The organism is Catenuloplanes japonicus (assembly GCF_000717135.1).
GTDB classification, from domain to species: Bacteria; Actinomycetota; Actinomycetes; order Mycobacteriales; family Micromonosporaceae; genus Catenuloplanes; species Catenuloplanes japonicus.
In genome coordinates this window covers 82,559-98,614 of record NZ_JNXY01000044.1, presented here as the reverse complement: position 1 = coordinate 98,614, position 16,056 = coordinate 82,559, and the positions used below count along the sequence as shown (strand labels likewise).

Here is a 16,056-nt window from a genome sequence, read left to right as displayed (position 1 = left end):
GGGGGGGGGGGAGGGGGGGGGGGGGGGGGGGGGGGGGGGGGGGGGGGGGGGTGCCATCCCGGGCCGTCTGCCGCCGGGCGGGATGCGTGGTGTGTGGGCCGCGGGTGAGCTGCCGGGGAGTCGGGCTCGGAGCGGGGGTCGGGCGGGGCGGGCGTACCGCTGGATGGGGTTGATTGTGGGGGTGGTTCTGGGGGAAAGGGCGGCCTGCGGCTGACGGAGGGCTGAAGTTCCGGGGACGAAACGGGGCCCGGCTCTCGCGGGGAGAGCCGGGCCCTGAGTGTGCGATCAGCGGGAGCGGGCCAGCAGCCGTCGTGGGCTGAGTCGCAGTGCGGTGTCGCGCCAGCGGCCGAAGATGGCGATGACCGAGGCGTAGCGGTCGCCGATCGTGGTTTTCCAGCGGCGGAGGACGGATGGGGGCATGAGCAGTGCTCGGGTCCGGACCGAGCGGGTGGCGTGTACGGACAGGCCCTGGCGCAGTTGCGACAGGGCGTTGCCGAGGTCGCCGGCGCCGTCCAGCGGGGTGCGGGCGTAGCGGGCGTGCTCCTCGGCGCTGCCGAGCAGCGTGGCGGCGGCGGTGGCCTCGGGAGTCAGTGACTCCGACTTGGCCAGCCGTTGGACGGTGGTCCGGGGGGTCTCGGCCGGGTTCACCTCGACGCGGAAGTCGACCATGGTGTCCAGCATCTCGGCCCAGGCGGCGTGGGCGTAGGAGCGGGATTTCTCCAGCTCCGGCGACGGTTCCATGATCGACATCCGGCCCGGTTCCTGTTCCGCCGCGGCGGCCGTGACGGCGGTGATCGGGGCGGTACGCCGGCGCCGGGCCGACGAGCGCAGCAGCGCGGGCACGGCGAGCAGTGCCAGCAGCACGATCACGGAGGCGGCCAGGTACCAGGGCCAGCGTGGGCCCTGCGGGGTGACCGGGCCGCCGGCGCCGGGCGTGGTCTCGTCGACGTCGCGCTCGGGGCGCTGGCCGGGGGCCACGCTCGACGTCGCACCGGGGGCGACGCTGGTGGTCGGTGCGGCGGACGTGCTCGGCGCCGGGCTTGCGTCGACGTCGGGGGCCCACTCGCCGCGTGCGGAACCGGGCACCGACTGGGCCGGCGTGGCGTCGAACGGGACCCAGCCGAAGCCGTCGAAGTAGACCTCGGTCCAGGCGTGCGCGTTCTGGTTCGTGATCGCGTAGGAGTTCGGCGCACCGGTGGCGGAGCCCCGGGTGAAGCCGAACGCGACCCGGGCCGGGATGTCCGCCTCGCGCAGCAGCCAGGCCAGCGCGGTGGCGTACTGCTGGCAGTAGCCGACCTTGTTGTCCAGGAAGTCCAGCAGGTCGGAGCCGGAGGAGCCGCTCTCGGTCTGCAGGCTGTACGTGAAGCCGTTGTCCCGGGAGAAGAAGTCGTACAGCGCGCGGGCCTTGTCGTACTGCGTGGTGGCGCCGTTGATCTCCTGGGTGACGATTCGGGTCACCTCGGCCTGCTGCTGCTCGGTCAGCTCCGGCAGCTGCGTGTACTGCTGACGGATCGTGCTCTCCGGCTCCAGCTCACGGGCCAGGCGCAGCGCGTCGGCCGTGTACTCGGGCGCGACGTAGGAGAACGAGTACTGCGCGCTCCGCGACCGGTGCCGGTTCGAGTAGACGATCTGCAGCGAGTCGTCGTAGAACCAGCCCGAGGTCAGGCCCTCGGTGCCGGTGGTGTTCGCGTAGACCGGCAGCATCGGCATGTCGAACCGGTCCGTGATCGACACGGTCGCGGAGTAGCCCTGCTGGGGCAGCGACGAGCTCGCCACCTCGGGCGGCTGGATCTCCGTGGTGACCGGCCGCCCGTTCGGCGCCTGGTTGCGGAAGCCCTCGGGCGTGAGCGTGTCCGCCACGCCGAAGCGCAGGTAGTACGGCTGCGGGTTGTTCGTGGTGACGGTCAGGTACTGCACGGTCTCGGTGTTGCGCAGCTGACCGCTCAGCGACGCGAACAGGTCGACCTTGCCGGCCGTGCCGCCCCCGCCGGGACCGGTGCCCTCGCCGCCCGCGCCCTGGGTGATCCGGGTCAGCAGGCCGCTGCTGAACGTGGGCACGGCCAGCGGGATGGCCACGGCCGCGACCACGCCCACCACCGCGAGCCGGCGACCGGCCGCGGCCAGCGGGGAGGGCGCCCAGACGTCCACGTCCCGGCCGTCGCCGGTGAAGCGGCGGCCGAACCGGCGCACGCGCTCGACGTTGTCCGCCACCAGCAGCCACAGGTAGCCGACGGCGCCGATCACGAACGGGAGCATCGGGACGCTCTCCGGGTAGATCGCGACCGGCACCGAGTAGATCGCCAGCATCGGCAGGCCGGCCAGCGCGGGCCGGCGCAGGCCGACCGTGAGCAGGTCGACCACGATCGCGACGCCGCCGACGCCGACCACGGTGAGGAAGAGCAGGCCGTCGCGGTCCGGGACCGGGATCGCGTACGACCGCATGTCCTCCATCGCCTTGGTGGCCAGGTCCGCGAAGTGCGTGAACGTCTCCGGGCCGGGCAGCACCCCGAGGATCTCCTCGCCGCTGCGGAAGATCCAGGTGGTGATCAGCAGCAGCCCGGCCACCATGGCCAGCGCCTGCGCCCAGACCGGTGCGCGCAGCGAGCGGGACAGCGTGGCCGCGCCGCACACCACGCCGACCGCGATGACGCACTGGATCAGCCAGGTCCACCGGTCGTAGATCGTCGAGATCGGCGCCGCGGCCATCAGCGTGGCCGCGGCGGCCACCAGACCGAGCCGTCGCCTGCCGCTCATCGTCGTCCCCCCGACACGGTCTCGGCCATCGTGGCCCGGTACGCGAAGCCCTGCGTGCCGCGCCCTATCTGCGGCCACAGCCCGGCGAGCTTCGCGCCGTGGTGGACGCCGACCACGCGCCAGCCGCTGCGGGTCAGGCTCAGCGCGGCCGCGGACTGGGCCGCGTCCGCCTCGGCGCGCGCCTCGGCCGGCAGGTTCACCCAGGTGGAGCTGTCCACCAGCAGGCCGATGCAGGTGGCGTTGTTGCCGCGCAGCCGCGCCAGCACCTCCGCCTCACCGGACGTCAGCGAGCCGAGCAGCGCGATCACCAGGCCGCCGTCGGAGCGGCCGCGCACGTGCTCGATCAGCGACGCGACGTCGCCGGCCTGCGGGCGCACCTCGGCCAGGTGGTCCATCATCACGCCGTCGCCGGCCGCCTCGGACGCGTCGATGTCCACGCCCGCGCCGGTCACCAGCCGCAGCTTGTAGCCGGCCTGGCGCAGGTGCAGCGCGATGCTGGCGGCCGCGGACACGGCGAACTCGAAGCTCGCGGTCGGGCCCTCGCCCCGGTACGCGCTCGCGCGCGTGTCCAGCACGACGGTGGCCCGGCTGTCCCAGGGCTGCTCCTCGCGGCGGACCATCAGCTCGCCCTTGCGTGCGGTGGAGCGCCAGTGCACGCGGCGCAGGTCGTCGCCGCGCCGGTACTCCCGGGTGGCGGCGTCGTCCTCGCCGTGCACGGCGACGGACTTGGCGCGGCTCTCGCCGGTGCCCGCGTACTCCCCGGTCAGGCGCACCGACGGCAGCGGTACGACCTGCGGGATGACGGTCAGCCGGTCGGTGCTCGGGAACGCGCGGGTCAGCTCGCACAGCCCGAACGGGTCGGTGAGCCGCACGATCAGCGGGCCGACCTGGTAGCGCCCGCGCAGGTCCGCGCGGACCGTGTAGCCGACGGAGCTGGCCTGGCCGGCCGCCAGTCGCTCCAGGACCACGCGGGGGCGACTGCCCAGCGCGTACGGCAACCGGTCCTCCAGCAGCAGCGTGCCGGTGGGCAGCCGGGACATGTTCTGCAGGCGCAGGATGACCCGGGCGTTGCCGCCGACCGGCGTGCGCTGCGGGTCGAGCGAGCGCGTGCACGCCAGCCGGTAGCGGTTCCGGCCGACGTACACCGCGGCTATCAGCGGCAGCGCGATCAGCAGGATCGCCACCCGGAGCAGGTCGCGCTCGCCCAGGATCACGGCGGAGAGCGCCGCGGCCAGGCCGGCGGCCAGGAAGGAACGGCCTCGCGTCGTCAGTCCGCGCAGAGCTTCGCGCATGCGTTACATCCCCCGCGGTTGTTCGTAGCGGCTGCGGTCGTCGCCGGGGACCGGAGGACGGGTGTCGTACGGCGAGCGGCCCCGGTCGTGCGGCAGCGGCAGCCGGCGGATCAGCTCGGCCAGGATCGCGTCCGTGGTACGCCGCGCCAGCTGCGCATCCGCGGTCGGGATGATGCGGTGGGCCAGCACCGGCACGGCCAGCACCTGCAGATCGTCCGGCAGCACGAAGTCGCGGCCGTCCAGCGCGGCCACGGCACGCGCGGTGCGCAGCAGCTGGAGCGTGGCGCGCGGCGAGGCGCCGAGCCGGATGTCCGGGGCCTCGCGCGTGGCGTTGACCAGGTCGACCGCGTACTGCTTGACGGCGTCGGCCACGTGGATGTTCCGGACCGCGGCGATCATGCGGCGGATCATGTTCGCGTCCGCGACCGGCTTCAGCCCGGTCAGCGGGTCGCGGGCGCCGTGGCCGTCGAGCATGGCCAGCTCGGCCTGCGCGCTCGGGTAGCCCATGGCGATCCGGGCGGTGAACCGGTCACGCTGCGCCTCGGGGAGGGGGTAGGTGCCCTCCATCTCGATCGGGTTCTGCGTGGCGATGACCATGAACGGCGTCTGCAGCTCGTACGTCACGCCGTCGACCGTGACCTGGTGCTCCTCCATGCACTCCAGCAGCGCCGACTGCGTCTTCGGCGAGGCGCGGTTGATCTCGTCGCCGACCACCAGGTTCGCGAAGACCGCGCCCGGTTTGAACTCGAAGTCGTGCGTCTCCTGGTTGTAGATGCTCACGCCGGTGACGTCGCTGGGCAACAGGTCCGGCGTGAACTGGATGCGGCGCACCGAGGAGTCGATCGTCCGGGCGAGCGTCTTCGCCAGCTTCGTCTTGCCGACGCCGGGCACGTCCTCGATGAGGAGGTGCCCCTCGGCGAGCAGCACCGCGAACGCGAGCCGCACGGTGGCGGTCTTGCCCTCGATCACCTGCTCGATGTTCGAGACGATGGCCTCGCTGGCGATCTTGAATTCATTCTTCGGCAGCGGACCACCGAGCTCGTCCCAGGTAGGTGCGGACACGGGCAATCCTCCTCCTGACAGGTCGCGTTTGACCCCTAAGAGTCACCGGACCCGCAATATGGTTCGCAGGCGCGAACGAATTTCGGTTCGCGGAGGCGAAGAACGGCCCACCCGCTTCACACAGGCTAGCCCGGTCGATGAGGTTCGCCGAGACCTCCCCGTGACCGGACTCCCAGCTGACACCGTAACTACAGCGCGCTATCTCTTGGCGGGGGTCTATACTCCGGGATATGACCGGGACCTTCCTGCTCCTTACCTAGCCGTGCTGATTCGCGCACTCGCGATCGCACGGCCACCCCTCCTGCGTGAGGGGCTTTTTTATGCCCCGAGGAAGATGACTCCCGACATTCTGTGACTTCTGAGGTGACTGACGATGAGTGAGCCAGCCGAGACGACGACGGCGGCAGACACCCCCCGGTTCCGCTACACGGCCGCGCTGGCCGGTGACATCGAGCGGCGGTGGCAGGACTTCTGGGAAACCGAGGGGACGTTCGACGCGCCGAACCCGGTGGGCGAACTGGCCGATGCCTCGCACCCGCGGGCCGGGGCGCCCAAGCTGCACGTGCAGGACATGTTCCCGTACCCGTCCGGGTCCGGCCTGCACGTCGGCCACCCGCTGGGCTACATCGGGACGGACAGCTACACCCGATACAAGCGGATGACCGGCTTCAACGTGCTGCACCCGATGGGCTTCGACGCGTTCGGCCTGCCCGCGGAGCAGTACGCGGTGCAGACCGGCACGCACCCGCGCGTCACCACCGAGGCGAACGTCGAGCGTTACCGCGCGCAGCTGCGCCGCCTGGGCCTGGCCTACGACAACCGCCGCACGTTCTCGACCACGGACGAGGACTACTACCGCTGGACCCAGTGGATCTTCCTGCAGGTCTTCAACTCGTGGTACGACCCGGAGCAGCGCAAGGCCCGGCCGATCGACGAGCTGATCTCCGCGTTCGAGTCCGGGGCGCGGGTGAATCCGGCCTGGGCCACCGCGACCCCGGTCGAGAAGCGGAAGATCATCGACGATCACCGCCTGGCGTACGTCTCCGAGGCGCCGGTCAACTGGTGTCCCGGCCTGGGCACCGTGCTGGCCAACGAGGAGGTCACGCCGGACGGGCGCAGTGAGCGCGGCAACTACCCGGTCTTCAAGCGCAGCCTGAAGCAGTGGATGATGCGGATCACCGCGTACGGCGACCGCCTGATCGAGGACCTGGACGCGCTGGACTGGCCCGAGCCGGTCAAGCTGATGCAGCGCAACTGGATCGGCCGCTCGCAGGGCGCGCACGTCGACTTCGCGACCGAGACCGGCGGCGGCACGATCACCGTCTTCACCACCCGGCCGGACACGCTGTTCGGTGCCACCTACATGGTCCTGGCACCGGAGCACGAGCTGGTCGCCACGCTGACGGCCCCGACCTGGCCCTCCGGGACCAAGGACTCGTGGACCGGCGGGCACGCGACGCCCGCCGAGGCCGTCGCGGACTACCGGGCCAAGGCCGCCGCGAAGACCGACGAGGAGCGCCAGGCCGACGCGAAGGAGAAGACCGGCGTCTTCACCGGCGCGTTCGCGGTCAACCCGGTCAACGGCGTGCGCGTCCCGGTCTTCATCGCGGACTACGTGCTGGCCGGCTACGGCACCGGCGCGATCATGGCGGTGCCGGCGCAGGACACCCGCGACTGGGAGTTCGCCGAGGCGTTCGACCTGGAGATCATCCGGACCGTGCAGCCGACGGACGGTTGGGACGGGGGCGCGTTCACCGGCGACGGACCGGCGATCAACTCGGCCCGTACCGACGGCGATCTGGACCTGAACGGCCTGGGCGTCGCGGACGCCAAGGCCCGCATGATCTCCTGGCTGGAGGCCCGGGGGCACGGCACCGGCGCGACCACCTACCGCCTGCGTGACTGGCTGTTCAGCCGCCAGCGCTACTGGGGCGAGCCGTTCCCGATCGTCTACGACGAGACCGGCCTGCCCGTCCCGCTGCCGGACTCGATGCTGCCGGTCGCGCTGCCGGAGGTAGCGGACTTCGCGCCGCGCACGTTCGACCCGGACGACGCGGACAGCGAGCCGGAGACGCCGCTGTCCCGCGCCAAGGAGTGGGTCGAGGTCGAGCTGGACCTGGGCGACGGTCCCAAGCGCTACACCCGCGAGACCAACACGATGCCGCAGTGGGCCGGCTCCTGCTGGTACGAGCTGCGCTACCTGGACCCGAAGAACGACAAGGTCCTGGTCGACGCGGCCAACGAGGCCTACTGGATGGGTCCGCAGCGCCCCGGTGACACCGGCGGTGTGGACCTGTACGTCGGCGGCGTCGAGCACGCGGTGCTGCACCTGCTGTACGCCCGCTTCTGGCACAAGGTGCTGTTCGATCTGGGGCACGTCTCCTCGGTCGAGCCGTTCCGGAAGCTGTTCAACCAGGGCTACATCCAGGCGTACGCGTTCCGGGACGCCCGTGGCATCGCCGTGCCCGCGGAGGAGGTCGTCGAGCGCGACGGCGCCTGGTACCACGACGGTGAGAAGGTCACCCGCGAGTACGGCAAGATGGGCAAGTCGCTGAAGAACGTCGTCACGCCGGACGAGATGTGCGAGACCTACGGCGCCGACACGTTCCGCGTCTACGAGATGGCGATGGGCCCGCTGGACGTGTCCCGCCCCTGGGACACGCGCGCGGTCGTCGGCTCCCAGCGCTTCCTGCAGCGCGCCTGGCGCCTGGTCGTCGACGAGGAGACCGGCGCGGTCCGGATCAGCGACGACGCCGCCGACGAGAAGACGCGCCGGCTGCTGCACAAGGTGATCGACGGCGTCCGCGGCGACATGGAGGAGCTGCGCTTCAACACCGCCATCGCCAAGCTGATCGAGCTGACCAACGGCCTGACCGGCCTGGCCGAGCCGCCGCGCGAGGCCGTCGAGCCGCTGATCCTGATGATGGCCCCGTTCGCGCCGCACCTGGCCGAGGAACTGTGGTCCAAACTGGGCCACACCGGCACGCTGACCTACGCCGACTTTCCGGTCGCCGACCCGGCGCTGCTGGTCGCGGACACGGTCACCTACCCCATCCAGATCAACGGCAAGGTCCGCGGCAAGATCGAGGTCCCCGCCGACGCCGACGAGCCCACGGTCCGGGCCGCCGCCCTGTCCGAGATCGCCGACCACCTGGCCGGCCGCGAGCCCCGCAAGGTCATCGTGGTCAAGGGCCGCATGGTCAGCGTCGTCCTGTAGCTCGCCTCTCCCCACGGTGCCCGCGTCGATTCCCGGCGCGGGCACCGCGCCTTTTCCCAGCTCAAGAGCCAATTCAAGATCCAATTCAAGATCCAGTTCATGTTCCCGCTTCCGGCGTGGTCCGGCAGCGTTGCTCCCGCGGGCACCGGTCGTCGCTGGCGCTCCTCCCTGCCGGTGCCGCGTGACACCGGTCCAGAGCCACAACCCCAACCGGTAACCACCCCGGCCGACACCACGGAACGCGCCCCCACTCGCCACGAATGTGACAGGGAATCACGTGTTCCCCTCCCGCATCGCGGATCCGGCTCCGACGCCATCCCCCGCGACCGCCGCCGTGCCCTGCGCTCTCGTGGTGTCGCGTGGATCCGGTTCCCGAGTTACGCCTCCTTGCGATGCCGCCGTGCTCCGCGCCGTCGCGCGGATCCGGCTCCGGAGCTACGCCTCTTTGCGGTGCTTCCGCGTTCTTGCGCTGTCGCGTGGATTCGGTTCCGGAGTCACGCCTCTTTGCGGTGCCGCCGTGTTCTGCGTTCTCGTGGTGTCGCATGGATCCGGTTCCGGAGTCACGCCTCCTTGCGGTGCCGCCGTGTTCTGCGCTCTTGCGCCGTCGCGCGGATCCGGCTCCGGAGCCATGCCCCCTTGGGATACCGCCGTGATCCGCGTTCTCCGCGCCGCGCGGCACCGGTTCCGAAGCCATTCCCGAGGCGGCGACCGACCGGCCCGCGCCTCGGTCGCCGCGAATGTGACAGGCGCGAATGTGACAGGGAATCACGTGTTCCACCTTCCGTGCCGCGCGGAGTCGGGCTCCGAATTCACTTTCCGCGGCGGCAGCAGCCCCGGCCGGCGGTAAGGGACGCGCGCCGGCCGGCGCGAGGGGCGGCGGGAATCGCGTGCTCTTTCCTGCGCCGCGCGGGACCGGCTCCGATGCGAAGCGGCAAGCGGAGCGCCAGCGGAGTCTTGGCGGGCAGCGAGGTTTGCCCGCGGGAGCAACGCTGCTGGGCCACGCTGGGAGCGGGAAAATGAATTGGATCTTGATCTGTTCCCGGAGTGGTCAGGCGAGCGTGAGTTCGTGCTTGGCGGGGGCGGAGGGCAGGTCGCGGAGGTGTTTGATCGGGCCGATCAGGAGGAGGGCGTTCGCGGCGACGATCATTGCTGCCATGATCCACATGGTGGGGCGCAGACCCAGCGCGGTGCCGAGGGTGCCGCCGAGCAGCGCGCCGATCGGGATCGCGCCGTAGTTGAGCATCTGCATGCTGTTCGTGACGCGGCCGAGCAGGTGGCGGGGCACGTAGGTCTGCCGGAACGCGCCCTTGATCACGTTGTCCGCCACGATGCCGGCGGTCACCACGACGCCGCCGGCCACTACCAGGACCAGTCCGGCGCCCGCGGTGGCCAGCGGCACCAGCAGCGCGAACGGCGCGGTGCACAGGTGGCAGGCGAGCATGGCGCGCGCGGTACCGATCCGGCGCGCGAGCGGACCGGACAGCGCGGCCCCGGCGATGCCACCCGCGGAGATGCCGGCCATCAGCAGACCGACCACACCCGGGTCCGCGCCGTTCTCGCGCACCAGGAACAGGACGAGGATCGCGGAGTAGCCGTTCAGGGCCAGGTTGCAGGCCGCCCCGAACACGGTCAGTACGCGGAGGAACGGATCCCGCACCACGAACCGCATGCCCTCCGCGATCGCGGCCGTTCCACCGGGTGCGGTGGTGACCGTCGTGCGGCGGCTGCTGGTCGTGCCGCGGTCGTCGTGAGGAGCGCGGATCTCGTGGGTGCCGGTCGTCTCGCGGTGACCGTCGGGCGGGGTGCCGGGCTCGCGGTGGCGGACGGCGATCATGCAGGCGGCGGAGACGACGAACGTGACCGCGTCGGCGAGCAGGCCGGTCACGGCGCCGAAGAGCTGGGCGATCAGGCCGCCGACGCCGGGTCCGGCGACCTTCGCGGCCGAGTCCGCGCCGATCAGCCGCGCGTTGCCGGTGGACAGCTGCGCGGCGGGCAGCAGCTCGGCCAGGTAGACCTGGCCGGCGGTCTCGAAGAACACCGACACCAGGCCGGTCAGCAGCGCCACGGCCAGCAGGTGGGCGAACGTCAGCACGCCCAGCCATGCGGCGACCGGCACGCTCACGAACAGCACGGCGGCCACCACGTCACACCCGATCATGATGTGCCGCCGGGACCGGGACCGATCCACCAGCACGCCGGCCGGCAGCCCGGCCAGCAGCCACGGTAGCCACACTGCGGCCGCGAGCACCGTCACCTGGAACGTGCTGGCCTGCAGCACCGTGATCGCGGCCAGCGGCAGCGCCACCGTGGTGATCGAACCGCCGAACCTGCTCGTCGTCTGGCCTATCCAGTACAGCGTGAAGTCCCTGCTCACTGGCCCGGCCTTCCCGGCACGCCGTAGGTGAACACGTAGACCGGCCGGCGTTCGGCACCGTCGTCCGGGATCTCGCGGGTCCGCCAGCGGTCGATCAGCGCCAGCAGGTCCGCCTCCAGCTCGGCCAGTTCGTCGGGCGTCAGCTTCAGCCACTGGTCACCGCTGAACGGGGTGTTGCGCCAGTGCTCACGCTCCTCGTCGCCGGCTGCGTACCAGGCCCGGACGCGGGACATGTGATAGTCCAGGTTCATCGACTGCGCGGCCTCGGCGACCGCCTCGGTGGCCGGATCGTCGCGGAAGTCCGCCGTGGTCCATCTCAGCCCGCGACTCACCAGCCGCCACCAGCGCTCCCGCCGGTCCCGGGCCAGCTCCGGCGCCTCCTCGATCAGATTGCACTCGCCGAGGACCTTCAGGTGGTGGCTGACGTTTCCCACGGCCTGGCCGGTGGCGGCTGCGAGCACGCTGGCCGTGGCCGGCCCGTCAACCTTGAGCACGTCCATCAGCCGCCGCCGGAGCGGATGGGAGAGCGCCGCCAGCACCCGTGGGTCGTCAACCTGCCGCACACCATCGATCGTCATGCCATCACTCTGCCATGCACAAGAGTTATTGTGCAACAGTTCTTGTGTAATTCACGAGGCCCGGGGCCCGTCGTCGGTCCTCGTCTCACCGCTGGTTGACGAGGCGGTGCTTGATCTTGCGCCTGGTGTGTTCCGGTTCGCATTCGGCTCGGTCTGCGCGTTCGGCTCGGTCTGCTTCGGCCCGGTCTGCTTTGGCCCGGTCTGCGATGGTTCTGGTCGCGGCGCCCGTACCGCCGTGAGTGGTCCGGTCGCCGCGTGTCCGAAATTTCGATATATAAGATCTGATTCCGCCACGACCACAGCGGAGCTGCAGCAGTGGCGATGGCCCTGTTCGGGCTAAAGGATCATTGAGTGCCGCAAAAACCAGGTCTCCGGGCGTAGTTGACCTGGTTTTTGCGGCACTCAATGATCCTTTAGCGAAGGCAGCGCCTTGAGAGCTGGTCCTCGTCTCGCGACCGCTGTGCGACCAACCAGCTTTATCATGATATTTCGGGTGCGCGGCGCCCGAACTGCCTTGAAACGCCGTCTGCGACGCGCGAGGGCCGGGATCAGCCTCTGCTTCCGCGAGCCTGCGGCCTCGATGCCGGTCTTGCTGCCGCTGGACGGCGACATGCCGGGGATCATGTGCCCGGCGGTGGCAGGTCTGGCGATGACCGCGACGGTGGTGGTGAACAGGGAGCCGCAGCTTGCTGCCTCCCACAGACGTCGCCTGCGGTCTGCTGGGCTGGCCACGATGGTGCGGCGCGTCAAGCAGCCGCGGCACGGCGGTAAGCGCGGATGGCCGCCCGCGGACGGCCGCGGTGTGGCATGTAATGGTGCGGCGCGCCAAGCAGCCTCGGCCGCCCGCGGACGGTCATGGCTGCGGTGCGGCGGATGTCAGGCGGCCGTGGTTGCGGTGCAGCCGGATGTCAGGCGGCTGTGGCTGCGGTGCAGCGGATGTGCCGTGGCTGAGGTGCGGCGGATGTGCCGTGGCTGCGGTGCGGCGCATGTCAGGCGGATGTGGCTGCGGTGCAGCGGATGTGCCGTGGCTGCGGTGCGGCGGATGCGCTGTGGCTGCGGTGCGGCGGATGTGCCGTGGTTGCAGTACGGCGCATGTCAGGCGGATGTGGCTGCGGCGTGGCGGGAGGAGCGGCGCCAGCGGTAGACGATGGTGGAGGTGAGGATGATGCCGCAGACGGCGGGGACGAAGGTGAGCGGGTTGACGTTGCCGGGCGTCATGGCGGCGGCGCCGAGGGTCGAGTAGCTGAACGTGGACGGGATCGCGGCGACCAGCGTGCCCAGCAGGTAGTGGCGGGCGCGTACGGACGTGGTGCCGTAGGCGTAGCCCATCAGGCCGAACGGGGCCAGCGGCAGCATGCGGACCAGCAGCACCGCGGCGAAGCCACGGCGGTTCAGCCAGCCGTCGAGGCGGTGCATCCGGCTGTCGGCGCGGGCCGAGAGCAGGCCGCGTCCGGCCCAGCGTCCGGCCAGGTAGGTGATCGTGGCGGCCAGCATGGCGGCGGTCAGCGCGGCGGTGAAGCCGATCGCGGGGCCGAGGAGCGCGCCGGACGCGAGCGAGATCGCGGTACGCGGGACGAGCGCGGTGAGCAGCAGCGCACCGACCCCGGCCATGACGAATGCGGCGGCCCAGCCGAGCGAGCGCGCGGTCTCCTGGATCTCCTGGATCGGCAGCGTGGCGGCGGCGACGCCGAGCCCGCCCACGACCGCGGCCAGCGCGAGAACACGCAGCACACGGGCCTTCCGGCTGGCTCGCGCCGCACCGGGAACCACGGGCACCACGGGGGCCGCAGCGGCGGGGGAAGCGGAGGCGGCGGCGGAAGCCGCAGGGCGGATGGAAGCCGCAGGGGCCGCGGTGGCCGGAGAGGCGGCGGAAGCCTCGGGGGAGCCGGAGACCGCAGCGAACAGGGGAGCCGCAGAGCCTGCGGAGACCGCCGGGGCCGGGGCCGCCGCCGGGGCCGGGAGCGCGGGAGCGCCGGCCCTGGGTGCGACGAACGGCACCGCCAGGGGGCGGCCGGTCCGGGGGCAGATCGTCAGCGCCGGGGCGCTGAGCGCGGCGTCCGTCATGCAGTCTCCGATCGGTGGATGCGGGGGCTGGGTGGGGCGTCGGTTCCGGACCATATCGTCCGCCGGCCGGGCGACCTGAGCGGAAGCGCGGCCGGCGGACGGTGGCTCATGCCGGGTTCGGCCTCGTCGCGGCGAAGCGCTCGTTGCGGAGCGCCTCGGACCAGGTGTCGTCGACCGGCGGCAGCGTGTCGTAGCCGGTCGCCCAGCGCAGCATCAGGTCGGCGATGGCGGGGTTGCGGGCCAGCGCGGGGCCGTGCGAGTACGTCCCGAGGATCTTGCCGCGCCAGGCGCCCTCGGTCTGGCCGTCGTTGCCGATGCCGACGCTGACCCGGGCCAGCGGCGACACGGTCGGGCCGAGGTGCGTGCGCCCGCCGTGGTTCTCGAAGCCGGTCAGGCGCGGCAGGCCCAGGCGTGGGTCCACCTCGCCGGCCAGTTCGCCGACCGCGCGGGTCTCGCCGCGGTCCGAGTAGATGTCGATCAGCTCGAGCCCCTGGCACTTCGCGCCCTTGGCGAAGAACGACGTGCCGAGCAGTTGATATCCGGCGCAGATCGCGAGCACGGCGGAGCCCTGGTTGACGGCGCGGTGCAGGCCGCCGTCGACGCGGAGCCGCTGGGCCGCGAGCGCCTGGGGGCCGTCCTCGCCGCCGCCGATCAGGTAGATGTCGGCCTGCGAAGGCAGCGGCTGGTCGGATCGGACCTCGATCGTCTCGACCGCGATGCCGCGTTGCCGGGCGCGTTTGGCCAGGATCAGCATGTTCCCGCGGTCACCGTAGGTGGAGAGCAGATCCGGATAGATCCAGACGATCCGGACCACACTGTCCCCGCTCGGCGTCCCCTGCTGCGGAGCCGGAGCAGATCCAGGACCAAAACCGCCTTGGGGGTACGCCGCCGGCGGTTGCTGCCCGAAGCCGGGCGCCGGAGCGACCGGCTGCCCGTATGCGGGCTGCTGCTCCCCGTAACCCGGCTGCTGTCCATATCCGGGCTGCGGCTGACCAGGCTCCTGCCCGTACCCCGGCTGGGGTTGTCCATAGGCCGGAGGCTGCTGCGGCTGGCCGTAGGCGGGCGGCTGCTGCTCGTACCCCGGCTGCGGTTGTTGACCGTAGGCCGGCTGCTGCTGACCGTAGACCGGAGGCTGCTGCCACTGGACGGGCGGCTGCTGGCCGTGGACCGGGGGCTCGCCCCAGCTCTGGCCGCCGGCCGCCTGGCCGGGCGTGCTCCATTCCGGGTTAATTGACACGGTCCAGCTCCGCTCGGATGTCTTGGAAGGCGGTGTAGTTCGCGATGACCTCCAGCCGGCCCGGCGGCACGCTGGCGATCGCCTCCCCGAAGGTCTGTACGTGCCGGAAGGGCACATCGTTCACCTCGAGCCGGACCGCCAGGTCGTACGCCCGCTCGCCGGTGATCAGGATCTGCCGGCCGCGCAGTGGCGAGAAGTCCACGTCGAAGAGCCAGGAGGTGTCCAGCCCGTCGGGGTCGCGGGAGTTGATGGAGAGCAGCGTGGGCGCGTTGTCCGCCATGTCGAACGCCTCCAGCCAACTGGCCGGGTTCTTCGCCAGCAGCAGCCGGATGTTGCGCCCGTCGCGGTCGACCTGCGCGTAACGCCCGGCCACGGACGCGACCGAGGAGAGCGTGGGCACGGCCTGCAGCGGCCGGATGCCGAACGCGGCCGCGACCGCGAGCGCGGTGGCCGCGTTGCCGAGGTTGACCCGGCCGGGCAGTTGCAGCCGGACGAGGTGCCAGGCGCCGCTGGGGTCGAGCACGCCGTCGTCCTCGACCACCCACTGCGGCTGGGGGCGGCGCAGCGGGCAGCCGGTGCACCACCACTGGCCGTCCTGGCGCTCGATGGTGGAGCCGCACTCCGGGCACACCCACGAGTCGTCCTGCCAGCGCTGTCCCGCGCTGAACCAGGTGACGGTGGGGGAGTTGCCGGCCGCCCAGACGATCATCGGGTCGTCCGAGTTGGCGACGATCATGATTTCCGGGTGCTTGGCCAGCGTGGTGCGCCAGAGCTGGGCGATCATCGCCACCTCCTTCGCCCGGTCCAGCTGGTCGCGGGAGAGGTTGAGCAGCGCGATCACGCGCGGCCGCGTCTCCTCGATGACCTGGGGGAGGTAGTGCTCGTCCACCTCCAGCACCGCGTACGGCGTGGAGCCGGCCTTGGCGAGCGCGGACGTGTGCCCACTGGGCATGTTCGCACCGAAGGAGTTGGTCGCCACCGGGCCGAGAACGCCCAGCGCGGCCGCGGTCAGCCTGGTGGTGGTGGTCTTGCCGTTGGTGCCGGAGACCAGCGCGATGGCGCGGCCGGCGGCGAGGTGCTCGAGGAGGTCAGGGTCGATCTTGAGCCCGATCCAGCCACCGATCACGGACCCGTCACCTCGCCCGGCCGCGCGGGAGAGCGCGGCGGCGGTGCGGGAGACCTGGGTCGCGACCTTGGCGCGGAGGGGCAGGTTGCCTTGCGTCACCCGAGCGAGATTACCGGACCGGCGCCGCCGCACGATCGGCTCGTTCGGCCCCTTGCGGCCTGCCCGCACGTACCAGTTGATCACGCTGGCGATACGTCGGAGCGCATCCGTGTGATCCGGATTTGTGTGGGAAGCTTCACCGGGTTCGATATACGGAGTGTGTCCGGTCCGCGGCGGCATATCGGGCACCCGGCGCGAGCCCGGTCGCGTGCCGGACATGCCAACCACGGACCGTAATCATTAGGCCCTCCGG

The 16,056-nt window shown here is 71.5% G+C and carries 9 protein-coding genes; 1 reads left to right on the top strand and 8 read right to left on the bottom strand.

From position 1 onward, the window contains the following. Window positions 1-285 precede the first annotated feature (285 nt). Genes OP04_RS44660 through OP04_RS44650 form a run of 3 tightly spaced genes read right to left on the bottom strand, consistent with a single transcriptional unit; the run spans window position 286 to window position 5,108 of the window. Complete coding sequence (locus OP04_RS44660; RefSeq protein ID WP_033346117.1) at window positions 286-2,754, bottom strand: transglutaminaseTgpA domain-containing protein; 2,469 nt, start codon at window positions 2,752-2,754, stop codon at window positions 286-288. Further along, window positions 2,751-4,046: a DUF58 domain-containing protein gene (locus tag OP04_RS44655; protein ID WP_033346116.1), complete on the bottom strand. Its 1,296-nt coding sequence runs from the start codon at window positions 4,044-4,046 to the stop codon at window positions 2,751-2,753. Before OP04_RS44655 ends, OP04_RS44660 begins: the two co-directional genes overlap by 4 nt. Window positions 4,047-4,049: 3 nt before the next feature. Further along, window positions 4,050-5,108 carry an AAA family ATPase gene (locus OP04_RS44650; protein ID WP_033346115.1) on the bottom strand — a complete coding sequence of 353 codons (1,059 nt, stop codon included), beginning with the start codon at window positions 5,106-5,108 and terminating at the stop codon, window positions 4,050-4,052. A 373-nt stretch (window positions 5,109-5,481) separates the two neighbouring features. Here OP04_RS44650 and leuS point away from each other — a divergent pair, with 373 nt between their 5' ends. After that, the gene (leuS, locus tag OP04_RS44645) at window positions 5,482-8,325 is read left to right on the top strand and encodes a leucine--tRNA ligase (RefSeq protein WP_033346114.1); all 2,844 of its coding nucleotides are present in this window, start codon (window positions 5,482-5,484) and stop codon (window positions 8,323-8,325) included. A 1,048-nt stretch (window positions 8,326-9,373) separates the two neighbouring features. Here the strand turns inward: leuS and OP04_RS44640 are convergent. The 5 genes from OP04_RS44640 to OP04_RS44615 form a co-directional block, all read right to left on the bottom strand. Further along, window positions 9,374-10,699 (bottom strand): MFS transporter, encoded by a 1,326-nt coding sequence (locus OP04_RS44640; protein ID WP_033346113.1) that lies wholly within the window; start codon window positions 10,697-10,699, stop codon window positions 9,374-9,376. Further along, complete coding sequence (locus OP04_RS44635; RefSeq protein WP_033346112.1) at window positions 10,696-11,277, bottom strand: ArsR/SmtB family transcription factor; 582 nt, start codon at window positions 11,275-11,277, stop codon at window positions 10,696-10,698. Before OP04_RS44635 ends, OP04_RS44640 begins: the two co-directional genes overlap by 4 nt. A 1,095-nt stretch (window positions 11,278-12,372) precedes the next feature. Beyond that, on the bottom strand, window positions 12,373-13,008 hold the full coding sequence (locus OP04_RS44630) for a TVP38/TMEM64 family protein (protein ID WP_232323983.1): 636 nt from the start codon (window positions 13,006-13,008) through the stop codon (window positions 12,373-12,375). Between the two features lie 439 nt (window positions 13,009-13,447). After that, window positions 13,448-14,155, bottom strand: a complete 708-nt coding sequence (locus OP04_RS44620) for a type 1 glutamine amidotransferase (protein ID WP_033346109.1) — start codon at window positions 14,153-14,155, stop codon at window positions 13,448-13,450. Window positions 14,156-14,567: 412 nt separating this feature from the next. Continuing rightward, window positions 14,568-15,788 (bottom strand): MurT ligase domain-containing protein, encoded by a 1,221-nt coding sequence (locus tag OP04_RS44615; RefSeq protein ID WP_033346134.1) that lies wholly within the window; start codon window positions 15,786-15,788, stop codon window positions 14,568-14,570. Window positions 15,789-16,056 lie beyond the last annotated feature (268 nt).